Annotated in this window: 23 protein-coding genes; 13 read left to right on the top strand and 10 right to left on the bottom strand. The window is 58.5% G+C overall.

The features are described from left to right. Positions 1–58: 58 nt before the first annotated feature. From AB5Z02_RS09355 to AB5Z02_RS09335, 5 genes are read right to left on the bottom strand one after another with little or no spacing between them, the layout of a single operon-like run. Positions 59–1678 carry a hypothetical protein gene (locus AB5Z02_RS09355; protein ID WP_368215897.1) on the bottom strand — a complete coding sequence of 540 codons (1620 nt, stop codon included), beginning with the start codon at positions 1676–1678 and terminating at the stop codon, positions 59–61. Next, on the bottom strand, positions 1675–2235 hold the full coding sequence (locus AB5Z02_RS09350) for a PilW family protein (protein ID WP_058059416.1): 561 nt from the start codon (positions 2233–2235) through the stop codon (positions 1675–1677). The genes AB5Z02_RS09355 and AB5Z02_RS09350 overlap by 4 nt, the downstream gene beginning before the upstream one ends. After that, positions 2229–2621 carry a prepilin-type N-terminal cleavage/methylation domain-containing protein gene (locus AB5Z02_RS09345; RefSeq protein ID WP_120414906.1) on the bottom strand — a complete coding sequence of 131 codons (393 nt, stop codon included), beginning with the start codon at positions 2619–2621 and terminating at the stop codon, positions 2229–2231. Before AB5Z02_RS09345 ends, AB5Z02_RS09350 begins: the two co-directional genes overlap by 7 nt. Next, positions 2618–3037, bottom strand: a complete 420-nt coding sequence (locus tag AB5Z02_RS09340) for a GspH/FimT family pseudopilin (RefSeq protein ID WP_005349592.1) — start codon at positions 3035–3037, stop codon at positions 2618–2620. The genes AB5Z02_RS09345 and AB5Z02_RS09340 overlap by 4 nt, the downstream gene beginning before the upstream one ends. 1 nt (position 3038) lies before the next feature. Further along, entirely contained in the window at positions 3039–3428 is a 390-nt protein-coding gene (locus tag AB5Z02_RS09335; RefSeq protein WP_368215896.1) for a type IV pilin protein, read from the bottom strand. Between the two features lie 411 nt (positions 3429–3839). On the opposite strand from AB5Z02_RS09335, the gene AB5Z02_RS09330 reads away from it, so the two are divergent. Both AB5Z02_RS09330 and AB5Z02_RS09325 read left to right on the top strand, forming a co-directional pair. Beyond that, positions 3840–5378: an AlkA N-terminal domain-containing protein gene (locus AB5Z02_RS09330; protein WP_368215895.1), complete on the top strand. Its 1539-nt coding sequence runs from the start codon at positions 3840–3842 to the stop codon at positions 5376–5378. Continuing rightward, positions 5375–5848, top strand: coding sequence for a methylated-DNA--[protein]-cysteine S-methyltransferase (locus AB5Z02_RS09325; RefSeq protein ID WP_219264499.1), 474 nt, complete (start codon positions 5375–5377; stop codon positions 5846–5848). Before AB5Z02_RS09330 ends, AB5Z02_RS09325 begins: the two co-directional genes overlap by 4 nt. 67 nt (positions 5849–5915) lie before the next feature. Here AB5Z02_RS09325 and AB5Z02_RS09320 read toward each other — a convergent pair whose 3' ends face one another. The 3 genes from AB5Z02_RS09320 to AB5Z02_RS09310 form a co-directional block, all read right to left on the bottom strand. After that, positions 5916–7775 carry a U32 family peptidase gene (locus AB5Z02_RS09320; RefSeq protein ID WP_368215894.1) on the bottom strand — a complete coding sequence of 620 codons (1860 nt, stop codon included), beginning with the start codon at positions 7773–7775 and terminating at the stop codon, positions 5916–5918. 97 nt (positions 7776–7872) lie between these two features. Next, positions 7873–8481 carry a LysE family translocator gene (locus AB5Z02_RS09315; protein ID WP_162519741.1) on the bottom strand — a complete coding sequence of 203 codons (609 nt, stop codon included), beginning with the start codon at positions 8479–8481 and terminating at the stop codon, positions 7873–7875. Between the two features lie 127 nt (positions 8482–8608). Then, complete coding sequence (locus AB5Z02_RS09310; protein ID WP_107682532.1) at positions 8609–9550, bottom strand: LysR family transcriptional regulator; 942 nt, start codon at positions 9548–9550, stop codon at positions 8609–8611. A 225-nt stretch (positions 9551–9775) separates the two neighbouring features. On the opposite strand from AB5Z02_RS09310, the gene AB5Z02_RS09305 reads away from it, so the two are divergent. From AB5Z02_RS09305 to AB5Z02_RS09255, 11 genes are all read left to right on the top strand, one after another. Then, a complete protein-coding gene (locus AB5Z02_RS09305) occupies positions 9776–10864 on the top strand; it encodes a ketoacyl-ACP synthase III (RefSeq protein ID WP_019446274.1) in 1089 nt (362 codons plus the stop codon). A 253-nt stretch (positions 10865–11117) separates the two neighbouring features. Then, positions 11118–12332, top strand: coding sequence for a methyl-accepting chemotaxis protein (locus tag AB5Z02_RS09300; RefSeq protein ID WP_058057310.1), 1215 nt, complete (start codon positions 11118–11120; stop codon positions 12330–12332). Positions 12333–12341: 9 nt separating this feature from the next. Continuing rightward, complete coding sequence (locus tag AB5Z02_RS09295; protein WP_005338778.1) at positions 12342–12710, top strand: response regulator; 369 nt, start codon at positions 12342–12344, stop codon at positions 12708–12710. Positions 12711–12723: 13 nt separating this feature from the next. After that, complete coding sequence (locus AB5Z02_RS09290) at positions 12724–13050, top strand: STAS domain-containing protein (RefSeq protein ID WP_005349569.1); 327 nt, start codon at positions 12724–12726, stop codon at positions 13048–13050. 22 nt (positions 13051–13072) lie between these two features. Next, a complete protein-coding gene (locus tag AB5Z02_RS09285) occupies positions 13073–15283 on the top strand; it encodes a chemotaxis protein CheA (protein WP_139409929.1) in 2211 nt (736 codons plus the stop codon). 10 nt (positions 15284–15293) lie between these two features. Further along, positions 15294–17219, top strand: coding sequence for a methyl-accepting chemotaxis protein (locus AB5Z02_RS09280; protein ID WP_110303372.1), 1926 nt, complete (start codon positions 15294–15296; stop codon positions 17217–17219). A 12-nt stretch (positions 17220–17231) separates the two neighbouring features. After that, positions 17232–17801, top strand: a complete 570-nt coding sequence (locus AB5Z02_RS09275) for a chemotaxis protein CheW (RefSeq protein ID WP_110303373.1) — start codon at positions 17232–17234, stop codon at positions 17799–17801. A 43-nt stretch (positions 17802–17844) separates the two neighbouring features. Further along, a complete protein-coding gene (locus tag AB5Z02_RS09270) occupies positions 17845–19599 on the top strand; it encodes a methyl-accepting chemotaxis protein (protein ID WP_231719469.1) in 1755 nt (584 codons plus the stop codon). Between the two features lie 57 nt (positions 19600–19656). Beyond that, positions 19657–20460 (top strand): protein-glutamate O-methyltransferase CheR, encoded by an 804-nt coding sequence (locus tag AB5Z02_RS09265; RefSeq protein WP_040068586.1) that lies wholly within the window; start codon positions 19657–19659, stop codon positions 20458–20460. 3 nt (positions 20461–20463) lie between these two features. Then, positions 20464–20955, top strand: coding sequence for a chemoreceptor glutamine deamidase CheD (gene cheD / locus AB5Z02_RS09260; protein WP_005349556.1), 492 nt, complete (start codon positions 20464–20466; stop codon positions 20953–20955). Further along, entirely contained in the window at positions 20952–22010 is a 1059-nt protein-coding gene (locus AB5Z02_RS09255; protein WP_368215893.1) for a chemotaxis response regulator protein-glutamate methylesterase, read from the top strand. The genes cheD and AB5Z02_RS09255 overlap by 4 nt, the downstream gene beginning before the upstream one ends. Before the next feature lie 98 nt (positions 22011–22108). Here AB5Z02_RS09255 and pnp read toward each other — a convergent pair whose 3' ends face one another. Beyond that, positions 22109–24256 carry a polyribonucleotide nucleotidyltransferase gene (gene pnp, locus AB5Z02_RS09250; protein WP_042080647.1) on the bottom strand — a complete coding sequence of 716 codons (2148 nt, stop codon included), beginning with the start codon at positions 24254–24256 and terminating at the stop codon, positions 22109–22111. A 167-nt stretch (positions 24257–24423) separates the two neighbouring features. Then, positions 24424–24693 carry a 30S ribosomal protein S15 gene (gene rpsO, locus AB5Z02_RS09245; RefSeq protein WP_005338797.1) on the bottom strand — a complete coding sequence of 90 codons (270 nt, stop codon included), beginning with the start codon at positions 24691–24693 and terminating at the stop codon, positions 24424–24426. Between the last annotated feature and the right edge of the window lie 49 nt (positions 24694–24742).

Below are 24742 nucleotides of genomic sequence, written 5' to 3'. Positions count from 1 at the left end.
ATCTCCACCTTCTCACAATTGCGCGCCCCGTTCGATCCTTTTTAGCCGCTCGCCAGCCTCACTGCACAAAGTGCCACTGCCGCAGCGCCAGTGTCGGCGGCGGCCCCTGATCGTCCCCCAGATCTGCCATGCCCAGCGCCTCGTCGTAGTGCACACCGCCCGCACCGCTCTCGGTCAGATGCTTGGCACGCACCGCCCCGTACAAACCGCCACTTCCGCTGATCTGCATCTCGGTCAGCGGGGCATAGAGGGCGGCATAGAGCGGCGTATTGCCCGACAGCTTGATCCCATCCTTGCCGCTATACGCGGAATAGATGGAGATAGCGGGCGTACCGCCAGCAGTCAGCCCCTGCTTGGCTGCCGTCACCTCGGCACCGGCCCCGAGATCGACCTTGCCGCTGACGATCAGGGTCAGACTGCTCCCCTCGCTCACCGTCAACTTGTTGCTGCCAGTCATGGTGAAATCCTTGTCGATCAGCAGCACCACATCCCCCTTGATGGTGAGACTGGCATCGGCCCCCATATTGAGGCTGTCGAGCTGATAAATGGTCTGCTCCTTGCCAAACAACTCCCCCTTGCCGGGTAGCGGTAGCCCGGGCTTGTGCTGGTTGCTGCTGGTGACCGAGCCAGTGGCAGGATCCGTGGTCAGCACCATCTGCTGGGTGGCCCCGAGCGTCAGCGGGCCATTGATGGGCAGCGTTGCAGGGGGAAACGATTTGGGCAGCGCGGCCACATTGAGCGGGTCACACACCTGCCCGGCCACCGGTGGTAACCTGGGATCGTTGCGGTACTCGGGATCCAGATATTTCTGGTTCTCCTGATCTTTAAAAAAACCAGCGCCACCATAATTGAGCTTGCCGCTGTCGATGCTGGTGCCCCAATCCATGGAGACATTACCGTTGACCGCAACCTGACCACCGATGCGCCCCCCTTTCAGGGTCAAACTGCCGCCCCCTTTCACATTGCCGGAGACCCGGACAATCTTGTCAGAAGAGGGGGAGATAATGACGTCACTCCCGGCATTCACGTTGCCGGAGATGGGGGAAGATCCGTTCAGGGTCACGGAGCCCGTCGCCCGTACATCGCCCCAAATAGGCGAATTGCCGTCGAGCACCACATTGGCCTTGTCACTGACAGTCGCCACCTTGGCATTCTGCTTAATGTTGGTGCCGCCATATTTGCCCTTGCGCGAATCGTAGCTGTCGATAAAACCGCTACCGGAGAGGCTGAGCCCTTCGCATGCCACCACCGAATCCTGAAAGATGAGATTGCCGGGCTCGCGCTTAAGGGCAAACAGCGCGTTGAGGCTGGCATTCCCCTCCAGATAGTGACCATGGCTCTGCAACGCCAGCTTGCTGCCTGTGGAGGCTTCCAGCTGATCGATGCGGAAGCGGCTGCCCGCCATGGCTCCTTCCCCCTTGCCAGGCACCTTCTGCACCAGTTGCTCCCACTCTATCCGCGGTTCGGCGCCAAGCGCCTGATGCAGGGCGCGATAGCTCTCGTTCATCCCCTGCTCGGCACTGAGCTGCGCATTGATCTTCTTGTGAAAATTGCCGCTCAGGCGAGCCTGCAACTGGTTCTCCTGAATGCTGGTAAACACCAGCAGACTCGACAGCAGGCTCACCACCAGCACAACCAGCAGTACGGCTCCCCGCTGCCCCTGCAATCCCTTGTTCATCCCGCTCCCCCTGCTGTGGCGTTGGCACCGGATGTGGCCAACGCTTCCGCCCAGACCGCCTTGCGGCGGGCCACCTGCACCTCTACTCCCGGTGCCAGATAGCTCGGCAGCCCTTCGGGCAAGATGCGGATATTGACCAACGCACCCTGCTGGCCGAATTCAAGATCCTGAAGATGGGCCAGCAACAGGCGCGGACCATCTCCGTCATCGCAACTGAGCACCGGCGGTGTGAAGCGGTACTGCTCGGTAAAATCGGCGGTTTTCTGGTTGCCAAGGCAGGAGAGCACCTGATTGCCCCCCTCTACCTTGAAGGCCAGCGTCAGGCGATCAGGGGTGACGGCTATCAGCTGATCCGCCTGCTTGATGCTGTTGGTAAAGGTCAGAGTGGCAAAGCGCAACACCTCGTTCGCCTGCTCCAGCGCCTTGCTCTGCTCGACCGTGCTCTTGATCGGGGCGTAACCGGCAAAAATCGCCAGCATCAGCATCAGACCGAGCACCATAGAGATCATCAGCTCGACAAGACTGACACCTCGTTGCCGGGAGTGGACGCTCAGCATAAAGGCGGAAATCCTGCGTTCAGCTCCACCCGCTTGGCGCCGGAGACCCGCTCATCCTGCCACTCGATAGCGACCACAAAGTTGTCGCTATAACGGTTCGGCAGTACCAGCCGGTGGCCCTCGTGCAGGGTGAAGCGGGCAAGAAAATCGGCCTGGGTGAACCGCTCGGGCTTGCGCTGCACTTCACACAGCGAGCTCCAGATCTGCTCCACGCTGTTGCTCGCCTCGATCGTGGCCAGCGTGCTCTGCAAGCTGTAATGCGCCTGCTGCAACGAGACCACCTGCCCCTTGGCGAGACCGAGAAACACCATCACCGCCAACACCATGGAAACCATGATCTCCACCAGATTGAAACCCTGCTGGCGGGCAAGTGCGGCGTGTCTCATGAGCAGCTCCCCTGCAGCAGCTGGCCGCTCGGGGCCACGCAGAGCACCCGCTGCTCACCGAGCCGATTGGCCAGAATGATCTCGGCATGGCTGCTGCTGCCGGTTGGCGCAATCTGGATGGGGTCAAACGGCTTGATCACCACGCCGCCACCGGGAGCCGATGCCTGACGCAACCGCTGGCTGTCGGCCATCACCTCCCAGCCACCGTTCTCGGTGCCCTGCAGCACCACCGGCAGGGTCAGCTTGACCGCTTCGCTGCGGGCAAAGCGGTAGGCTGACGCGAGTTCGGTCGCACTGCGATCGAGCCGTTCGGCCGCGAGGCGCTGACTCATGGAGGGCAACCCGACCAATAGCAAGATGGCGGCGATGCCGACCGTGATCATCAACTCAATAAGGGTAAATCCGCGCACATTCATCTTATGATCCCCAGCAGTCATGGCGATTGGCCGCGCGATAACCGGTCTGATCGAGGGTCAGAGTGCCGCACTCATCCTGTTGTCGCGTCGTTGGAATGGCTTTGAGCAGGTAGTCGCCAGCATCTTGCTGGCTGTAGCTGAACTGGTAGAAATCCGTGTTGGAAGGGGTAGCAAACGTATCGGGATAACGGCCCTGTTGGGTATAGATACGTTCGAGGGCGAGCGCCTGCTCCAGCAATTGCTGCTGCGCTTCGTAACGACGTCCCTGTTGCAGATAACCCTGATACGCTGGCAACGCGATGGCCGCGAGAATGCTGACAACCGTCATGGCGATCAACAACTCGCTCAGACTAAACCCCCAGCAATGGGGCCATGCCTTACAGTCGTTCACTTATCATCCTTGGCAAGTGTTGTTGTTATTGGTCGGCCTAAGGCCGCAGATGTGATGACTTAATAATCACCAAAAATTAACTGACTCGATTGAACAACACAAAATCACCACACTCAATGTAAAAAAGATAGTTATGTGATCTGTTATTAATTTTTAAGCAGTTTTCGCCGCCACTAATCTCGCTAAGCAAATAAAGCTAAGCCAATCGTGCCTACGACCCGTCCGTTATGCCCCCTTCTGTCGAGCCGCGATACATGAATAACAGCGTGACGAAGAGTGAAACCCGGCCGTGCAATAAAAGAGCAAAAAAACCTTTGGCCAATTTTTGCTATCCCTGTCCGTTTCTGGCTAGTCACAGCCCCTGAGCCCCCTTACTCTCTTGCCATCTATTCCAGCAAAGCCGCCCACACCATGAATGCAAAGCCCAGCCCAGAGTCGTCACAAGATGAGGTGATCAACACCCTCAGCCGTGAGCAGTGCCATGCCGCACGGCTCGCCCGCGATGCTCGCTTTGATGGCTGCTTCTTTACCGGCGTGCTCTCGACCGGCATCTACTGCCGGCCAGTCTGCCCAGCACGGCCACCCCACGAGCACAATGTGCGCTACTTCCAAAGCGCCGCGGCCGCCGAGCAGTATGGGCTGCGCCCCTGCCTGCGCTGCCGCCCCGAGCTGGCCCCCGCCGCCCGTGGCGATCTGCCGGTTGAACTGGCACGTCTGCTGGCGCGCATCGATCGCGGCGAGCTGGCTGAGGGCACGCTCGCTGAACTCGCCGCTGAGGCAGGGATCAGCGAACGCACCCTGCGCCGCCAGTTCGAGCAACATCTCGGCGCCTCGCCAAAACAGGTGGAGCAAACACGCCGCCTGCTGCTTGCAAAAAGGCTGCTGACCGAAACCGGGCTGCCCATTACCGACATCGCGTTTGCCGCCGGATTTGCCAGCATCCGTCGCTTCAATGACGCCTGGCTCAACGCCTACGGGCTGGCCCCACGTACCCTGCGCCAACAAGAGGGTCATGCGCCAGAGCACATGAGCGATCAGCCGCGCGGCGCAACCCTGACGCTGCAACTGCCCTACCGCCCTCCGTATGACGTGGCGGCCATGCTGGCGTTCTACCGGCTGCGGGCGATCCCCAGGCTGGAGCGGGTAGATGGTGAGGTGTATGAGCGGCGCTACCGGGTCGGCGATCAGGTCGCGCTGGTGCGCATCGCGCAGGGCAAGGGGCACAACTTGCAACTCACAGTCCATGATCTGCCGCTCGCAGCGCTGCCCGATCTGCTCTATCGGGTGCGCAGGATGTGGGACCTCGATGCCGACATGCAGCGGATCGGAGATCTACTCGGTCAGGATCCGCTGCTCGCCCGCTTGCAGGCGCGCTGGCCCGGCGTGCGGCTGCCGGGTGGCTGGGACGAATACGAGGTGATGCTGCGCGCCATCGTCGGCCAGCAGGTGTCGGTCAAGGGAGCCATCACCATACTCGGTCGACTGGTAGCCCGTACCGAGGCGCAATTCGGGGTGGCGCAACTACCGACCCCCGCCCAGTTGTGCGAACTCGATCTCGACGGTATCGGCATGCCCGGCAGCCGCATTCGCACCCTGCGGGGAGTGGCGAAGGCACTGGCCAGCGGTGAGCTGACCCTCACGACAGCCAGTGATGAGCAGTTGCTGGCGCTGCCGGGCATAGGCCCCTGGACGGTCTCTTACTGGCGACTGCGTTGCGGGCTGGATACCGACGCCTTCCCCACCTCCGATCTGGTGCTGCAAAAGGCACTCGGAGGCGGCACCAAGCTGCCGGTAAAAGAGGTGTTGGCGCAAAGCGCAGCATGGCAACCGTGGCGCAGCTATGCGGCCAGCTGGCTGTGGCACGCCATGAGCGAAGCGCCCGATTTGCTGTTCCGTGCCACTGGCAACGAAAACCAGCCAGATACCCAACAACAGGAGAGAACCCCATGATCCGCTACGATATCCTGCCGACCCGCTGCGGCAATCTGCTGGTTGCCATCAACGAGTATGGCTTGGTGCACGTGGACTTTGTGGCGGGCCTGCGGGCGCTGCCCGATATGAGCGGCTGGCAGCAAGATCACGAGGCGCTGGCCCCCTTCCTCGCCGAATTTGACGCCTATTTTGCCGGTCGCTTGCAGCGCTTCTCCCTGCCCCTTGCCGCCCGTGGCACAGCTTTTCAGCAGGCGGTGTGGCAAGCGCTGTGCGACATCCCCTACGGCGAGACCCGCAGCTACAGCGATATCGCTCGCACCATCGGCAAACCCGATGCGGTGCGGGCAGTGGGCGCGGCGAATGGCCGCAATCCGCTCTCTATCATCGTCCCCTGCCATCGGGTGATCGGCCAAAACGGCAGCCTGACCGGCTATGCGGGGGGATTGGAGATTAAAAAAGCGCTGCTGGCGCTGGAGAGGGGCAATTAAAGGAGTCTGAGTAGAGCACCTGCGATAAAAAATTGCCCCTTTCCGGCTGGAGAAAGGGGCTCATTGATCAGCGTTTCAGGCTGCCCATCACATGCATTTCGCAGCGGTTGCAGTCAAAACGCAGGCGGAAGGTGTCCTTACCCATCTTGAGCTCCAGCGGCTCGGCCTTGAGACCGGGCACCTCGTTCGGGCAGAGGTTCTGGCTATAGCGGATACAGTGCTTGGTGATCATCAGCACCACTTCCCGCTCCTCCTTGTTCGCCTCATAGGCGGGAGCAATCCTCTCCACCCCGTGTTCGCGGAAGAACTGCTCAGCGGCGCTGTTCAGCACGTTGCCAAGGTAGGAGAGACGGTGCTGGGGATAGCTGATATCCCGCAGGGCGATGCGTCGCTCGGGGCGCTGGTAGCTGGCCACCCGCGCGGCCTCCAGCGCAGCGATACCATCCCGGCGCAAACCGTTGAGCTGTGATGCGGCGATAAATAGCGGGTGAGTGAATGCCAACTCAATCTTGCGCGCCACAAACAGGGTATTGCCGAGTTTGCCAAGCTGATCCCGCGCCTGTTGCAGCGCCCGCTCCGGGTTGTCGGCAGGCTGTTTGTCGCAAGGCAGGGTCACCGCGGCACTGATGCCCTGCTCGTCGGTGAGCGTGAGAATCACGCCCTCATCGCACTCTGCCAGCACCATATCGACCCGGATGCGGCGATCCGCGCTCGCCTTCTCCAGCATCTTGCTGAACGCCTGATCGTGGTTGCGGTAGATTTCTGTCCCCACCTTCAGCCCCGGCATGCGTTCTGACAGGAGTAACTGCTTACCTTCGACCTTGTTGAGACGCATCCCCACCAGCTCGTTATTCGGCTTGAAGAAGCCCAGACCGTCGCCGTTGTTGAGGGTGACCTGTTTGCCATCAATCTCGATACCGTCACGGGTCACCTTGGTGACCCGCCCCAGCGGCTCGCCCACATATTTCGGGCTTTTGGTGGAGTCGATCCCCTGCTGGCGGCCATGGAGGAAGTAATCGGTGCTGCTGCGGTTGAAGCTCTTTTTGGGGTCAGGCGTGAAGCTGTAGCTGCAACGGCCAGCAGAGGCAGCCACCAGATCGGAGCGACTATCCAGAATGGCGTCCAGCTTCTGGCGATACCAGGCGGTAACGTTTTTGACGTAGTCGAGCCCCTTGAGTCGCCCTTCAATCTTGAAGGAGCGGATCCCCGCCTCGATCAAGGCCTCCAGGTTGTCGGTCTGATCCATATCCTTGAGGGACAGCAGGTGGCTGTCGGCCACCAGCACTTCACCGTCCGGCTTTTGCAGTGAGCAGGGCAGACGGCAGAGCTGGGCACACTCACCTCGGTTGGCGCTGCGGCCGGTGCGGGCATGGCTGATATTGCACTGGCCGCTGTAGGAGACACAGAGCGCACCGTGGATAAAGAACTCCAGCTGCACATTGGTCGCTGCACTGATCTCGCGGATCTGCGCAAGAGACAGTTCGCGCGCCAGCACCACCTGAGAGAAACCCACATCCTGCAGAAACTTCACCTTCTCCGGCGTGCGGTTGTCGGTCTGGGTACTGGCATGGAGCGCGATGGGAGGCAAATCCAGCGCCAGCAGTCCCATATCCTGCACGATGAGCGCATCGGCACCGGCTTCGTAAATTTGGTGGGTCAGCCGCCGGGCCTGCTCCAGCTCGTGATCGTGCAGCAGGGTGTTGAAGGCGACAAAGACCTGGGCACCGAAGCGATGGGCGTGGCGCGCCAGCGCCTCGATATCCTCGATGGTGTTGCCCGCAGCGCTGCGGGCGCCAAAGGCTGGGCCGCCCATGTAGACGGCATCGGCACCATGGTTGATGGCTTCGATGCCGTAGGCGAGGTTCTTGGCCGGAGCCAGCAGCTCCAACCGGTTGTTATGGCTTAACGGGTGCTTGTTCTGGTGCATGGTCTCGGGATCAGGGCGGACAGCAAATGGGCGCTACTCTAGCCCATTCACCACCCGCGTACCTTGATCCCGCTTAAGGTATCCGCAAAATGCAGGATTAGATAACCACCTTGAGTGCCAGTCCCAGCAGCACCAAGCCGCTCACCTTATCGATCACAAAGGATTTGGCTTTAAGCCACGCCAGCACAGGCCCACGCGAGAGCAACAGCGCCACCAGCACGTACCAGACGGCATCGATCCCGCCCGCGGTGAGCATCATGATGCCCCCTTCGCTCCAGCCGGTATCGGCCCGCACAAACTGGCTGAACAGGGCGATAAAGAACACCGCCAGCTGGGGATTGAGGAAGGCCACCATAAAGCCTTCAAAGGCCCCCTGCCGACCGCGCAGCTGGTGTACCTCTTCATTCGCTTCGCTACCGGCTGGTTTGGCTAGCAGAGCTTTCACCCCGAGCCAGGCAAGAAATGCGGCGCCGCCGTAGCGGATCAGATCAAACAGGATCGGGGTCTGGGTGATCAGGATAGATAAGCCAAGAGCGGTGACCAGCGCATAGATACCAACCCCGAGGCCATGACCGAGCGCAGTGGCGACGCCGTGCCCCTGCCCGCCCTGCACCGTGTTGCGGATGATTAGCGCCAGACTCGGCCCCGGGCTGATGGCGCCCATCACGCAGATTGCGGCCAGTGCCAGCCAACTCGTCAGTTCCATGCTTTTCCTCTTTATATGCTCGATATGATGACCTGCACTCAGGGTACGGGCTGAGCCATTATGCCAGTAGTGAAAGTTATGAATAGATTCCATAACTAATGGCTATAGCGCCACACAACTGACTGGACTAACCGCCGAGATCGAGCAGCTTGCGACTCTCGCCGACGGTGCGTTGCAGGTGATCCCGCAGGAAGGGGTAGGCCAGCTCGCGAAACCAGCGATGGGCCGGATCCTGATGGTGGCGCTGATGCCACAGCAGATGATACTGCTGGTCGCGGGTAGCAAAGGGCAGGTCGACAAAGGTGAGCTCATGGCCACAGGAGAGCTGCCAGGCGATATGAGCCGGGGTGGTCATCAGGCAATCGGTGCGCAGCAACACCTCTACTGCCGCCTGAAAGAAGGGGACTCTGGCAAACCAGCGCCGACTCAGTCCCTGCGGCGCCAATACCTGCTCAACCGGGCTGTCCTTGTCGCCTCCCCCGCTCACCTGCAGGTGAGGCCAGGCGAGATAGTCATCGAGACTCAGCGCCTTGCCCGCCAGCGGGTGATGACGTCCCATCAACACCGCTAGCCGATCTTCCCCCTGATGCAGACCTCGGATCTGCTCCGGTACCTGCTCGGTGATGGTAGAGACCAGATCCAGCTCGGACTGCCACAACTGCGGCAGCTGACGTTTGTCCCACAGGCTGTACTCCAGCGCCGCCAACGGCGCCTCTTTGGCGAGCGCGGCGCAGATATCGGGCAGGATATGCTGGGCCACATAATCGGAGGAGGCGAGCCGAAATACCCGCTCGCAGCGGCTCGGGTCAAACCCGGGGGCCTCGTAGAGCCGCTCCAGCGCACCGAGAGAATCCGCCAGCTGGGCGGCCAGCGCTTCGGCCCGTGGCGTCAGCAGCCAGCGTTGCCCCTCCCGCACCAGCAACTCGTCGTCAAACTCGCTGCGCAACTGGGCAAGCTGCTTGCTGATGGAGGGCTGACTCAGGTGCAGCAGCTCGGCGGCGCGGCTGATATTGCGGGTCTCCAGCAGAACCTTGAGGGTCGGCAACAAGTTGAGATTGGCTCTGAGCAAGGAGATACCCTCATCGGTGGGAAACGCCTATCTTAGGGCAGAGGAGTCCCGCGTTTTAAGCAAAATTTCCTGCCATGTTCAGCACGTTGCAGCCCTTTGCGACCAGATGGCACAGCTGAGCCCCCCGCACATAACCATGACCACAAGATGACAGTGGTTGTCTCGTACGGCATAATTGCACGATTTTCCGCCCGCGGGCGATCCACTTTGAGAAGCGGTAACAAGATGAAATACGCCAATATCACCGGCTGGGGCAAATGCCTGCCGCCCTCCGTGCTGACCAACGACGACCTCAGCACCATCATGGATACGTCAGACGAGTGGATCTATCCGCGCACCGGCATCAAGGCCCGCCGGATCTCCCATGTCAGCACCTCGGATCTCGCCACCCTGGCCGGTCGCCGCGCGCTGGCCTGCGCCGGTCTGGAAGCGAGCGATCTCGATGGCATCATCCTGGCCACCGCCACCCCGGACAACCTTCTGCCAAGCGCCGCCTCTGCCGTGCAGAAGAAACTGGGCGCCGTCAACGCTGCCGTGTTTGATCTCAACGCCGCCTGCACCGGTTTCGTCTACTCTCTCTCGGTCGCCACCTCGCTGGTGCAGACCGGCATGATGAAGAAGGTGCTGGTGATCGGTGCTGAGCGCCTCACCTACCTGCTGGACTGGGCGCGCCGCGATACCGCCGTGCTGTTTGGCGATGGTGCCGGTGCCGTGGTGATCGAGGCAAACGAGCAGGAGTGTGGCCTGATCGCCAACAAGCTCGGCTGTGACAGCGAAGCGCGGGAGATCCTGCACGTACCGAACTTCGGTACCGATCGGGTGCGTTTTGCCGATATCGATGGGCTGTTCACCTTCAACTTCGAAGGGCCGGAGATCTTCAAACGCGCCGTGCGCGGCATGGGTGAAGCCACCAGCACTGTGCTGGCGCAGGCCGGTATTGCGCCGGAGCAGGTCGATCTGATCGTGCCGCACCAGGCCAATATCCGCATCATCGAGACCCTCGCCAAGCGGATGAATGCGCCGATGGAGAAGGTGATGGTCAACATCGAAAACTACGGCAACACCTCCGCAGCCACTGTGCCCATCGCCCTTTGCGAAGCGCTGGAGCAGGGCCGCGTCAAGCCGAACTCCTATCTGCTGACCGCCGCTTTCGGTGCCGGCCTGACTTGGGGTGCCGCCATCATCAAGTGGGGCGATCGCGTCACCCCCATCAAGGCGTGCGATGCCGAACTGCCCCCGTGCGACAAGAGCGCACTGGAGCTCATCGCCCACGCCGTGGAAGGTTGCCAGAAGGCTCACGCCAACGAGGCTTGATCCTCATCAGGAGCCTGAATCCTCAGGCTCCCTCTCTCCTTTTCATCCCCACCAAGCTCCGCCCCCCACTTCGCAAGCCGCTTGATACGGCAATCGCTGATACAAACAACTCCGATTTGCAGCCAATTAATTTTTTTCCGCTAACCTTATTGTGCCAACTATAAATAAAGAAAAGAGCGTCAAGGGGCACCATGACTGTTTCGGTCCTGCGCCTTTACCTCTTACCAAATAATTGCACAGGGATAAGCTACGTATGGCACAACACAAAAGTGGCGTGAACACACCGCTTTGGGAACCGGTTTGCTGGATTTGCTGCATCGGGCTTGCTCTGCTGAGCTGCCTGTTGCTGCAGCTCGCCGATGCGCTGTCACCTCTCTACCTGCTGCTCAATGTGCTGGTTGGTATTGCCGCCGCGCTCTGGACATCGAGTCACTTCCACCAGCACACACTCCGACATCGTGCAGGAGAGGAACAAACCGTCGCGACCGATCCTCTCGCCCACTCCATCATCGGGCTCGAACAGGTGTGCGAGAAGGCTCTACCTATCTGGTCCCAGCAAATTGAAAGCTCTCGTCAACAAACCGAAGCCGCGATGATTGACCTGACCCAACGCTTCAGCGGCTTGGCCAACAAGCTGGAGGAAGCAGTCAATGCTTCTCATCTGGCAGCAGGAGAACTGGGTGATGCCAATTCCCGTGGCATGGCAGGAGTCTTGAGCGAGAGCCAGCAGCAGCTCAATGAGGTAGTGGCCATCCTGCACTCCGCCCAAGCCAATCGGGATGCCATGCTGGGTGAGATAAAAAGCCTGACCACCTACACCATAGAGCTCAACACCATGGCCATGGATGTGGCCAAAATCGCCTCCCAGACCAACCTGCTGGCCCTCAACGCCGCCATTGAAGCGGCTCGCGCTGGGGAAGCAGGCCGTGGCTTTGCTGTGGTCGCGGATGAAGTGCGCAACCTCTCCCGCCTCTCTAGCGAAACCGCCCAGAAGATGACCGACAAGGTAGACACCATCAATACTGCTATCGGTCGCGCCTTCCAGATTGCCGAAAATGCTGCCGCACGGGATCACGCCTCAGCGCTCAATTCGGAGCAGACAATTGAACAGGTACTGGCCCGTTTTCGCCATGCCACTGACAGCCTGGCGGAATCCGCCTCCCTGCTGCAAAACGAGAGCACCGATATCCATCGCGAAATCTCCAGCGTCATTGTCTCGCTGCAATTTCAAGACAGAGTCAGCCAGATCCTCAGCCACGTCAGACAAAACATGGAGAGCCTCTCCAGCCATCTGGTTGCTTCGGAGCAGAGCAGCAATGCGACAGGGCCAATCCAGATCGATGCCAATCGCTGGCTGGCAGAGATGGAGCTCTCATACGCCACCGACGAACAGCGCAATATTCACCATGGTCGCACCACCCGTACAGTCAACGCGCAACCAAGCAGCGCCGACATCACATTTTTCTAGGAGAGAGATATGGGCAAAACGATCCTGATCGTGGATGACTCGGCAACTATTCGCCAAGTCGTGGGCATGACCCTCAAGGGAGCCGGTTATGAGGTCATGGAAGCCTCTGACGGCAAAGATGCGCTCAACAAACTAGATGGCAAGAAGATCAACCTGATCATCAGTGACGTCAACATGCCGAACATGGATGGCATCACCTTCGTCAAAGAGGCCAAAAAGCTGGCCAACTACAAATTTACCCCTGTCATCATGCTGACCACCGAGTCTCAGGACAGCAAGAAGCAGGAGGGACAAGCCGCAGGAGCCAAAGCCTGGGTGGTCAAACCCTTCCAGCCCGAACAGATGCTGGCCGCAGTCGCCAAGCTCATCATGCCGTGATCCGGAGCACATCATGCAACTACAGAGTGAGCTACTCGACAACAAGGTAGTGGTGACCATGCCGGACGAGATCACCATTTATACAGTCAGCGAGCTGAAAGATGCTCTCTCGCCCTTATTGCATCAGGGGAACGAACTGGAGCTGAATCTGGCGGCGGTATCCGAGATAGACAGCGCAGGGCTGCAACTGCTGCTGGCAGCGAAGAAAACCGCTCTGCAGCAGGGCACCTCCCTGGCGCTGGTCTGGCACAGCCATGTTGTGCTTGAACTGCTGGAGCTCTGCCAACTCTCGGCCTTTTTTGGCGACCCCACCCTCATCACCCATGGCGAACGGCCCTGAGCCACCATGACAAGGAGTCACCGTGAGCATCGATCTTGATCAGGCTTTACAAACCTATATCGCCGAGGCACGCGAGTTGCTTGAAGAGATGGAGTCAGCCCTTCTATCACTGGAATCGGACCCTGACAATAGCGAGCTGATTGGAGCCATCTTCCGTGCTGCTCATACCATCAAGGGGTCGGCTGGCCTGTTTGGTCTGCAACCAATAGTCGGGTTTACCCATATTGTCGAGGATCTGCTAGACCAGATCCGCAATCAGCAGCTCACCGTCACCTCTCCTCTGATCAAGGACCTGCTGGAAAGCTGTGACCACATCCAGACGCTCATCAGTGTCGTTGCAGAACAGGGCAGCACCTTAAGCGAGGGCGATGCCAACCAGGATGAACGGCTGAGGCTCACTCTCACCCGTCATCAGTGCGCCCCCCATGCCACGCTGCCAGATACTGTACATATGCCGGAACCCAAGATCGAAAAAGAGGGAGGGATTACCAGCGCCGCCTCCCTGTGGCATATCTCCCTGCGTTTTGGCCCCGATGTGCTGCGCAATGGCATGGATCCGGCCGCATTTCTGCGCTATCTCGGCACCCTCGGAACCATATGTTCAGTGGAGACCATCCATCAGGCGCTACCGGATTGGGAACAGTTCGATCCGGAGAATTGCTACCTCGGCTACGAGATAGACTTCGACTCGCAGGCAGACAAGACGGCCATCAGCGATGTCTTTGAATTTGTCAGAGATGACTGTCAGATCACCATCTTGCCGCCCCACAGCAAGATCACCGAGTTCATCAACCTGATCGAGTCGCTACCGGAAGATAGCACCATGCTGGGCCAGTTGTTGGTCAACACCGGCGCCCTCACCGCAGAGGAGTTAGCAAGCGGTCTGCAGGCACAACAAGCGACCCCGGCAGAACAAGCGCCCAAACTCGGAGAAATCCTGATTGCGCAGGGTGCCGTCAACGAAGCCGTCGTCGATGCCGCCCTGAAAAAACAGAACCAGACCAAGGAGAGCAAGAGCAAAGAGGGCCGTTACGTCAGGGTGCATGCCGACAAGCTGGATGATCTAATCAATCTGGTCGGGGAGCTGGTAGTCGCCAGTTCAGGAGCCAATCTGCTGGCCCAACGTACCCGCGAAAGCCAACTGCAGGAAGCCACCTCAGTCATTGCCATGCTGGTGGAAGAGATCCGCGACAGTGCACTGCGCCTGCGCATGGTGCCTATCGGCGATACCTTCAACCGCTTCCAGCGGGTGGTGCGCGATGTCAGTCAGGAGCTGAACAAGGATATCACTCTGGTGATCTCCGGAGCCGAGACTGAACTGGACAAATCGGTGGTAGAGAAGATCGGCGATCCGCTGATGCATCTGGTCAGAAACTCGATGGATCACGGCATCGAATCGGCAGAGCAACGGCTGCTGGCAGGCAAATCCCCCCGTGGCACCCTGAATCTTAATGCCTATCACGACTCCAACAGTATCGTCATCGAAATTCGGGATGACGGAGCTGGTCTCAACAAAGCCAGGATCCAGCAAAAAGCCATCGAGCGCGGTCTGATCAGCCCAACCACCACGCTGACAGATCAGGAGATATACAACCTGATCTTCGAGCCGGGGTTCTCTACCGCCGAGGCGATAACCAACCTCTCCGGTCGCGGGGTTGGCATGGATGTCGTCAAACGCAACATCACTGCCCTGCGCGGCACGGTCGATCTGGACAGCATCCCGGGAAAAGGAACCCGTGTGCAGATCCGCCTGCCGCTCACCCTTGCCATCATCGACGGCTTCCTGGTGCGAGTCTGCGACACCCACTACGTCATTCCCCTCGATATGGTGATCGAGTGCGTTGAATTGACCCAGAGTGCACTGTCCGATACCCAGGGTCGCAATTACATCAATTTGCGTGGCGAGGTGCTGCCCTTTATCCGCCTGCAACACTACTTCGATACCAATGGCAGCAAAGGGAGGCGCGAGAACATTGTCGTGGTCAGCCATGCAGGCAAAAAATCCGGGCTGGTAGTGGATGAACTGCTGGGAGAATTCCAGACCGTCATCAAACCGTTGGGAAAATTGTTCCAGCGCCTGCAGGGCATTAGTGGTTCAACCATTCTGGGGGGGGGAGAGGTCGCCCTGATCCTCGACATTCCTTCGCTGATCCAGCACGCAATCACTCAGGAATCCTGTCAGCTCAACAGGTTGACAGTGTCGCGCAACCTGCCTCAATCCAGCATCAACTGAGGGGACCATCATGTTAAAAAATTCCACCATCAAATTGCGTCTTATCGTACTGCTCTGCATGCTCTGCCTGCTGCTGCTGGCTGTTGGCAGCCTCGGGTTATACAACATGCAGAGCAGCAATACCGGGTTGCAGCGCGTTTACAACGACAGGGTGGTTCCCCTCAAGCAGCTGAAGACTATCTCCGACAGCTATGCCGTCTCGATCATCGACAACCTCAACAAGGCCAATGCGGGGCTGATCCCGGCAGAAGAGGCTTTGAAGCAGATACAACAGGCCCAGCAGACAATCAAAAACGAGTGGCATCACTACCAGTCCACCACTCTCACACCAGATGAACAGCGTTTGTCAGCCGAGGCGACAACCCTGTTCAACGCGGCCGATACCGATATTGGCAAGCTGGAGAAATACCTCGCCACCCAGCACGGCATGATTACTGGCATGCTGAACAACTTTGACGGTGCCCTCTATGGCTCCATCGACCCGATAGGCAACAAAATCACCGAGCTGGTCAACCTGCAGCTCAATGTGGCCAAGTCGGAATATACCGCAGCGCAATCCTGGTATGACGTGATGCTGATAACCATGGCGGTGGTTATCGCGGTCGGCATCGCACTCGCAGCCTGGTTTGGCACCCTGCTAATCAAAAGCATCATCACCCCCATCGAACAGGCTCTGCGCGTGGCCAATAGTCTGGCCGATGGCAATCTGGATGTATCGATCCAGATAGAGTCCAACGATGAAGCGGGTCAGCTCTTGATGGCGATGGATAACATGGTCAAGAAACTGGGAGCCTTGATCACGGATATCGAAACGCTGGTCACCGCCGCTGTCGAACAGGGCGACTTCAGCCACAAGATTGCGCTGGAGGATCGTCAAGGATATATCAAGCGGGTATCCGAGCTGCTGAATCGCCTCTCCCATGTGACAGATACCAGTCTGGAAGATGTGATGCGCATCGCCACCGCGCTCTCCAAAGGGGATCTGACCCAACGGATCGATGAGCCCTACCCAGGTATTTTTGGCCAGACCAAAGACGGCCTCAACCGGACCATCACTGCGCTGACCAATATCATCGAAGAGGTACGCAACGCCGCCGACAACCTGACCAATGCCTCCAATCAGGTGAGCAATACGGCGCAGGCATTGAGCCAGGCCACCAGCGAGCAAGCAGCCAGCGTTGAAGAGACCAGCGCCTCTATCGAGCAGATGAGCGCCAGCATCAATCAGAACACCGAGAACGCCAAGATCACCGACAGCATGGCCAGCAACTCGGTGCTGGAGGCAACCGAAGGGGGCCAATCCGTTCAACAGACGGTGACCGCCATGCAGCAAATCGCCAAGAAAGTCAGCATCATCGACGACATTGCCTACCAGACCAACCTGCTTGCCCTAAACGCCGCCATCGAGGCGGCTCGCGCCGGAGAGCATGGCAAAGGCTTCGCGGTGGTTGCTGCCGAGGTAAGAAAACTGGCAGAGCGCAGCCAGATCGCAGCGCAGGAGATTGGTGAACTCTCTTCCGACAGCGTCAGCAAGGCAGAGCGGGCTGGCAACCTGCTGGAGAGGATCGTCCCCTCCATTCGCAAAACCTCTGATCTGGTACAAGAGATCAATGCTGCCTCAGGCGAGCAGGCCAGTGCTGCCAACCAGATCAGTCTGGCCATGAACCAGCTTAACCAGGTGACACAGCAGAATGCGGCCAGCAGCGAGGAGCTGGCAGCCACAGCCGAAGAGATGAGCTCGCAAGCCAGCGAACTGCAGCAAACCATGGCCTTTTTTGCTCTAGAGAAAAGTGCGCAGCTCAACATCAGGCCCCATGAAACCGGCCACAAGGGCATGCCTCCCAGAGGCAGTTTCATCGCCCCCCCACAACGGGCCAGCCAGCCCAATCAACCATCATCCCATTCCATTGATGACGCGGATTTTGTCCGCTTTTAACCGGAGGCGACCATGCATACATCCACCGACATCACGGTGCCATCAGCGGCCGCTGACGAGAGCAGTGGCGATGCCCAGTACCTGACATTTCTGATCAACAACGAGATGTTCGCCATCAATATTCTGGGGGTCAAAGAGATCATCGAATACGGCAATATCACTCCGGTTCCGATGATGCCGGGTTTTATTCGCGGCGTAATCAACCTCAGAGGAGCGGTAGTGTCGGTCGTAGACTTGAATGCCCGCTTTGGCAATGCACCTTCGGTCATCACTCGCCGTAGTTGCATCGTCATTATTGAGGGGGTGGCCCCGCAGGGCGATGAACCTTTAGGTCAGGATATTGGCGTTGTGGTGGATTCCGTATCGGAAGTACTGGGTATCCCACAAGCAGATATCGAGCCCCCACCCAGTTTTGGTGCCCGCATCCGGGCCGATTTCATCAGCGGCATGGGCAAGGTCAACGGCAAATTCGTCATCCTCATCGATACCGGGAAAGTGTTGTCACTCGATGAGATGGCTCAACTCAACGAACTGGCCCAGCCACAGGCAAGGTTGCCACAAGGCAACCTGCAACCCTCCTGAAAAGGCCTCCATACTCCACGACATGCAGCATAAGGAAACGCTCATGACCCAATCACTCTTAGGAAAACTCTTCGGAGACAATGCCACCGAAGTGAGGCAGCGGACCCAGTTACTCGACGCAATCGGCCAGCTGCAACACGCAGTCTTGGCAGAGCAGGTTCCAGCACCACTCGATCTTTCCGGTATGGATAGCCCCTTGCGTGAAGTAGGACATGCCATCAACGAGGTGGTCACCTTGCTCAGTGACAAGCTGGAACAGAGCCGCAACGACATTAAAAAGAACCAGGTACTGCTCCATGAGAACCAATTGGTTCGCAAAGCCCTCGACTGCGCCAGTACCAACGTGATGATTGCCGATACCAACCTCGACATTATCTATATGAACGAGGCAGTGACCGGCATGCTCAATCAGGCTGAGACCGACATCAAGAAAGAGCTCTACAGCTTCAACGCCAATCAGCTGATGGGCGCCAACATCGACAGCTTTCATAAAAATCCCGGCCATCAGCGCGCCATGCTGGCCAAACTCAACAGCACCTACCGCACCCAGATACAGCTGGGGGGGCGCACCTTCTCCCTGATCGCCAATCCGGTCTTCAACGATACCGGAGAACGGTTGGGATCCGTGGTCGAATGGGCCGACAGAACCAAGGAAGTGATGATAGAGAAAGAGATGTCCGACATTGTGCAGGCCGTGATTAATGGCGAGCTGCACCGCAGGATGGAACTTGCTGGCAAGAGCGGCTTCTTTCAGGCGATGGGAGAAGGGATCAACCAGATTGCAGAAGTGATCGACAGCACCCTCAACGACGTCATCCGGGTCGTGCAATGTTTGGCAAAAGGGGATCTGACCCAACAGATTGAGGCGGACTACCCCGGTGTGTTTGGCACCACCAAGGATGCGCTCAACAAGACCATCGCTTCGCTCACCAACATCGTCACCGAAGTGCGCGGCGCCTCTGACAACCTCTCCAGTGCCGCCGAGCAGGTAAGCGCGACCGCCCAGTCGATCAGCCAATCCAGCAGTGAACAGGCCTCCAGCATGGAGGAGACCAGCGCCTCCATCGAACAGATGAGCGCCAGCATCAACCAGAATACCGACAATGCCCAGGTCACCGATGGCATGGCCAGCAAGGCAGCCAAAGAGGCCGTAGAGGGAGGAGAAGCGGTCAAACTGACTGTGGATGCCATGAAGCAGATCGCCAGACGGATTGGCATCATCGATGACATCGCCTACCAAACCAATCTGTTGGCTCTCAACGCAGCTATCGAAGCGGCGCGGGCAGGCGATCACGGCAAAGGCTTTGCCGTAGTGGCGGCGGAGGTGCGCAAACTGGCCGAACGCAGCCAGGTTGCAGCACAGGAGATTGGCGAGCTGGCCTCCAGCAGTGTCGAGATGGCGGAAAAAGCAGGTCGTTTGCTGGATCAGATGGTTCCTTCAATCAACAAGACCTCGGATCTGGTGCAGGAGATCAGTGCCGCTTCGGTTGAGCAATCCACCGGTGTCAGCCAGATCAACCAGGCCATGAACCAGCTGAGTCAGGTTACCCAGCAGAACGCTTCTTGCAGCGAAGAGCTGGCTGCCACAGCAGAAGAGATGAGCAGCCAGGCTGAACAGCTGCAACTGGCCATGGAGTTCTTTACCCTGGAGGCCCACGCCAAAGAAGGTAAAGCAGCCAGCTCGCATCTTCACCCCAATACCCGAGGTCGCTTTATGAACGAGAGCACTGCCAACAGTCGGGAACGAGCCGCCACAGTGCAACGCCCCATCGGCGATGGCGATTTTGTCCGGTTCTAGTCACGGGAGAGGCGTTGCCTCTCCCATCTCCGACAACACAGGTAGAGGAACAGTTTTTTGTATCAAACCCAGCTGCATGATGATGAGTTCTCCCGTTTCCAACGCTGGCTTCATCAAACGGCGGGGATAGAGCTGTCTCCGGCCAAGAAGGCGCTGGTAGCCAGCCGCCTGGCGAAGCGACTCTGCCACTATGAGCTGGATAGTTATGACGACTACTTCCAGCTCATCATGAACGATCGCAGCAGCGAACTGCAGCTGGCGCTCGATCTCCTTACCACCAACGAAACCTACTTTTTCAGGGAGCCCAAACACTTCGAGTTTCTGACACGGGAGATAGTCTCAGCGCTCCCGCCCGAGCAACCATTGCGGGTCTGGAGCGCTGCCAGCTCATCCGGCGAGGAGCCCTACAGTCTGGCCATGACCCTCGCGGAAAAACGCAGTACCTTCAACTGGGAGATCCTGGCCTCCGATATCTCGTCCCGGGTGCTGGAACAGGCGATGAGCGGTCGCTACCCCATCGAGCGGGCGCAAAATATTCCACTGCCCTTTTTGATGAAATATTGCCTCAAGGGTGTGGGCCTGCAGGAGGGCATCTTCATCATCGATCGCAAGTTGCGGGACAAGGTGCAGTTCATGCAGATCAACCTCAATCAGGATCTGCCGGACATCGGCATGTTTGACGTCATCTTCATCAGAAACGTGATGATCTACTTCAACAAGGAGACCAAAGGGCAAGTATTGCAGCGGCTGGTACCCAGACTCAAACCCGGTGGCTACCTGCTGGTGAGCCACGCCGAGAGCCTGCATGGCCTGCACCACGGCCTGCAGCTTGTCTCGCCTTCCATCTATCAGAAGAGATAAGTCATGACTCGGGAGGTGATCCTGCAACCGGGAGAGCTCTTTTTTGGCAAGGAGGATGTGGTGGTCAGAACCGTACTGGGCTCCTGTATTGCCATCACCTTGTGGCATCCGGAGCAGAAACAGGGAGGAATGTGTCACTACATGCTGCCAAGTCGGCGCAATCCCTCTACCAAGCTGGATGGGCGCTATGCCGATGAGGCCCTCGCCTTGCTGCTGCAAGCGGCCAGTCACTATCCCGCCCCTATCCATGAATATGAGGCCAAGTTGTTCGGGGGTGGCAACATGTTTACCGAGCCTCAATACGCACAGAGCGACAACAATGTCGCCGCCAAAAATATTCAGGCAGCCTGGCAGCTGACCCGACACCTTGGCCTTGATATCAAGGCTCATCATCTTGGCCATAGCGGCCACCGAAGCTTGCTCTTTGAGCTCAGCAACGGCAGTGTCTGGCTCCGCCATCATCGTCTGCCACATCAACGGGAGTCGCGAGAATGAAGCAGATCCGGGTCATGCTGGTGGATGATTCCGCCGTGGTCAGACAGGTATTGCAAGCGGTGCTGGAGCAGGAGCCCGATATCCGGGTGATAGCCACAGCATCGGATCCCCTGTTTGCCCAGGAAAAACTGAAGAAAGAGTGGCCTGACGTCATCGTGCTCGATGTGGAGATGCCCCGTATGGATGGCATCACCTTTCTCACCAAGATCATGGCAGAGCATCCAACCCCGGTGGTGATCTGCTCCTCCCTCACCGAAAAGGGGGCCGAGACAACCTTGCAGGCAATGGCTGCCGGCGCGGTGGACATCATCACCAAGCCGACCATGGGGATAAAAAGCTTTCTGCAAGAATCTGCCCACGACCTGGCCATGGCGGTACGTGCTGCGGCCCAGGCCAATCTCAAGCGCGTGGGCAAGCCCTCCTCTGTACCAGTCAGCGCCAAGCTCAACGCGGATGCCATGCTGGCGCCCAACCAGCACGCCATGGCACAAACCACCGAGCGCCTCATCGCCATCGGCACCTCGACCGGCGGCACCCAAGCGCTGGAAGCCGTGCTGACTGCCTTGCCCCGGGTCAGCCCCGGCATCGTCATAGTGCAGCACATGCCGGAGAAATTTACCGCCATGTTTGCCGAGCGGTTGAACGGGGTCTGCCAGATAGAAGTGCGGGAGGCGAGGAACAATGACCGGGTGATCCCGGGGCTGGCGCTGATTGCCCCCGGAGGAAAGCATACGCTGCTCAAACGCAGCGGTGCCTACTATCACGTCGAGGTAGTCGACGGGCCGCTTATCAACCGCCATCGCCCCTCGGTGGATGTGCTGTTTCGCTCCGTCGCCAAATATGCTGGCAAGAATGCCACCGGCATCATCATGACCGGCATGGGGGATGACGGTGCCCGGGGATTGCGCGAGATGCTGGATGCGGGTGCCAACACCTATGCCCAGGATGAGGCATCCTGCGTGGTCTTCGGCATGCCAAAGGAGGCGATCAAGCTGGGAGCTGCCCGCCATGTGCTTCCCTTGCAAGAGATGCAATACGCCATCCTCGGCAAGTAATCCCTTATCGCGCGTTTTGACCATAAAAAAGTCCGGCTCCCATTGGGGAGCCGGACTTTTTACATCAACCGGAACCGATCCGGTATCAGGCGAGCAGATTACTCTGCAGCAGGCGCTTCTTCAGCGGCCGGAGCTGCGTCAGCAGCAGGTGCAGTTGCTTCGGTCGGAGCGTTCGCTTCCTTGATGGAGAGACGTACGCGGCCCTGACGGTCCACTTCCAGTACCTTCACCTTGACTACGTCACCGATGGTCAGGTGGTCAGCCACGTTCTGCACGCGAGCGTCGGTGATCTGGGAGATGTGTACCAGACCATCTTTGCCCGGCAGAATGTTGACGAATGCACCGAAATCGGCCAGACGAACAACTTTACCTTCATAGATGCGGTTCACTTCGATCTCGGCGGTGATGGCCTCGATGCGACGGATCGCTTCCATGGCGGCTTCGTTGGCCACGGCGGAGATACGTACAGTACCGTCATCATCCAGCTCGATGTTGGTGCCGGTCTCTTCGGTCAGCGCACGGATCACGGAACCACCCTTACCGATCACGTCCTTGATCTTCTCAGGATTGATCTTGATGGTGTGGATACGCGGTGCAAAATCGGAGATCTGGGCACGGGGAGCCTGGATAGCTTCATCCATCACTTTCAGGATGTGCAGGCGAGCGCCACGAGCTTGCTTCAGAGCAATCTCCATGATCTCTTTGGTGATGCCTTCGATCTTAATGTCCATCTGCAGCGCGGTCACACCTTCGGTGGTACCGGCTACTTTGAAGTCCATGTCGCCCAGGTGATCTTCGTCACCCAGGATGTCGGACAGCACGACGAAACCTTCTTCTTCCTTCACCAGACCCATGGCGATACCGGCAACGGAGGCCTTGATCGGCACACCGGCATCCATCAGCGCCAGAGAGGAACCACAGACAGACGCCATGGATGAGGAACCGTTGGATTCGGTAATTTCAGAGACCACGCGCACCACGTACGGGAACTCGGCGGCGCTCGGCATCACGGCAGCAACGCCGCGCTTGGCCAGACGGCCGTGACCGATTTCACGACGCTTCGGGCTACCCATCATGCCGGTCTCACCGACACAGTATGGCGGGAAGTTGTAGTGCAACATGAAGCGATCGGCACGGTTGCCGGTCAGCTCGTCGATGTTCTGGGCATCACGCTCGGTACCCAGAGTGGCGACCACGATGGCCTGAGTTTCACCACGGGTGAACAGGGCAGAGCCGTGAGCACGGGGCAGAATACCGGTACCTACGCTCAGGGCGCGGATCATTTCCGGATCGCGACCATCGATACGCGGCTCACCACGTACTACGCGACCACGAACGATGCGGCTTTCCAGGCTGTGGAACTCTTCGCCGATCTTCTTGGCATCTTCTTCCACGCCGGAAGCGATAACTTGCTCAACCACACGACCCTTGATGGCCGCGATGGTTTCGTAACGAACTGCCTTCTCGGTGATGCGGTAGGCTTCACCCAGTTCGGCGCTCGCCAGCTCGGCAACCTTGGCTTTCAGCGCTTCGTTGACGGCAGGCGGAGTCCAGTCCCACGGCTTGGTGCCGACAGCAGCGGCAAACTCGTTGATCGCATTGATCACGGTCTGCATCTGCTCGTGACCGTATACCACGGCGCCCAGCATTACCTCTTCGGAAAGGATGGCCGCTTCGGACTCAACCATCAGTACCGCGTTGGCAGTACCGGCAACCACCAGATCCAAGTCGCTCTGCGGCAGTTCGGTGGTGGTCGGGTTCAGCACATACTGACCGTTCATGTAACCCACGCGAGCAGCACCGATCGGGCCGCCAAACGGGATACCGGAGATGGCCAGTGCAGCAGAGGCACCGATCATGGCAACGATGTCGGGGGATACGGCCGGATTCACGGACATTACGGTCGCAACGACCTGAACCTCATTGAGGAAGCCTTCCGGGAACAGCGGACGAATAGGACGGTCGATCAGACGGGAGATGAGGGTCTCGCCTTCGCTCGGACGGCCTTCACGACGGAAGAAACCACCCGGGATACGACCAGCAGCATAGGTACGCTCCTGGTAGTTGACGGTCAGCGGGAAGAAATCACGGCCGTGATCGGCCTCTTTCTTGCCGACTACGGTCACAAATACGCAGGTATCGTCCATGCTGACCATAACGGCCGCAGTGGCTTGACGGGCCATCACACCGGTCTCCAGAGTGACGGTGTGTTGACCGTACTGGAATGACTTTACAATAGGATTCACGTGAATTTCCTTTTTACAATTTGGCTCTTTAAATTCGCGCACAAGTATACTTGATTCGATGCAAAAGGTAAGCGGCGACGTGAATTCTGTGAGGCAGGCAACGGCTTGAAGAGCAATAAAAAAGGGGAACCTGACGGTTCCCCTTTTTCGCGAAATCTGATGGTCGATTAACGACGCAGACCCAGCTTGGCGATCAGAGCAGCATAACGCTCGGAATCTTTACGCTTCAGGTAGTCCAGCAGCTTACGACGCTGGGAAACCATGCGCAGCAGACCGCGACGACCGTGGTGGTCCTTGGAGTGCTCTTTGAAGTGACCTTGCAGATGGTTGATCTGGGCAGTCAGCAGGGCAACTTGCACTTCGGGGGAACCGGTGTCGTTGGCGCAACGAGCGTTGTCAGCAACGATTTGAGCTTTGATCTCAGCATTTAGAGACATGGTAATACTCCAGTAGAGTGTTTAAAGGTTCACAGCCAATCTCTAATTC

This window comes from Aeromonas sp. R2-3, from assembly GCF_040908375.1.
GTDB lineage: Bacteria > Pseudomonadota > Gammaproteobacteria > Enterobacterales > Aeromonadaceae > Aeromonas > Aeromonas veronii.
This window is presented reverse-complemented; position numbering and strand designations above follow the sequence as displayed.

Coding starts and splice junctions, on each gene's coding strand:
- AB5Z02_RS09315 (WP_162519741.1), bottom strand. CDS start 8,481: ATGGAACTGACGAGTTGGCTGGCACTGGCCGCAATCTGCGTGATGGGC.
- AB5Z02_RS09355 (WP_368215897.1), bottom strand. CDS start 1,678: ATGAACAAGGGATTGCAGGGGCAGCGGGGAGCCGTACTGCTGGTTGTG.
- AB5Z02_RS09290 (WP_005349569.1), top strand. CDS start 12,724: ATGCAACTACAGAGTGAGCTACTCGACAACAAGGTAGTGGTGACCATG.
- AB5Z02_RS09330 (WP_368215895.1), top strand. CDS start 3,840: ATGAATGCAAAGCCCAGCCCAGAGTCGTCACAAGATGAGGTGATCAAC.
- AB5Z02_RS09320 (WP_368215894.1), bottom strand. CDS start 7,775: ATGCACCAGAACAAGCACCCGTTAAGCCATAACAACCGGTTGGAGCTG.
- rpsO (WP_005338797.1), bottom strand. CDS start 24,693: ATGTCTCTAAATGCTGAGATCAAAGCTCAAATCGTTGCTGACAACGCT.
- AB5Z02_RS09325 (WP_219264499.1), top strand. CDS start 5,375: ATGATCCGCTACGATATCCTGCCGACCCGCTGCGGCAATCTGCTGGTT.
- AB5Z02_RS09295 (WP_005338778.1), top strand. CDS start 12,342: ATGGGCAAAACGATCCTGATCGTGGATGACTCGGCAACTATTCGCCAA.
- AB5Z02_RS09345 (WP_120414906.1), bottom strand. CDS start 2,621: ATGAGACACGCCGCACTTGCCCGCCAGCAGGGTTTCAATCTGGTGGAG.
- AB5Z02_RS09340 (WP_005349592.1), bottom strand. CDS start 3,037: ATGAATGTGCGCGGATTTACCCTTATTGAGTTGATGATCACGGTCGGC.
- AB5Z02_RS09275 (WP_110303373.1), top strand. CDS start 17,232: ATGCATACATCCACCGACATCACGGTGCCATCAGCGGCCGCTGACGAG.
- AB5Z02_RS09305 (WP_019446274.1), top strand. CDS start 9,776: ATGAAATACGCCAATATCACCGGCTGGGGCAAATGCCTGCCGCCCTCC.
- AB5Z02_RS09270 (WP_231719469.1), top strand. CDS start 17,845: ATGACCCAATCACTCTTAGGAAAACTCTTCGGAGACAATGCCACCGAA.
- AB5Z02_RS09255 (WP_368215893.1), top strand. CDS start 20,952: ATGAAGCAGATCCGGGTCATGCTGGTGGATGATTCCGCCGTGGTCAGA.
- AB5Z02_RS09350 (WP_058059416.1), bottom strand. CDS start 2,235: ATGCTGAGCGTCCACTCCCGGCAACGAGGTGTCAGTCTTGTCGAGCTG.
- AB5Z02_RS09280 (WP_110303372.1), top strand. CDS start 15,294: ATGTTAAAAAATTCCACCATCAAATTGCGTCTTATCGTACTGCTCTGC.
- AB5Z02_RS09300 (WP_058057310.1), top strand. CDS start 11,118: ATGGCACAACACAAAAGTGGCGTGAACACACCGCTTTGGGAACCGGTT.
- cheD (WP_005349556.1), top strand. CDS start 20,464: ATGACTCGGGAGGTGATCCTGCAACCGGGAGAGCTCTTTTTTGGCAAG.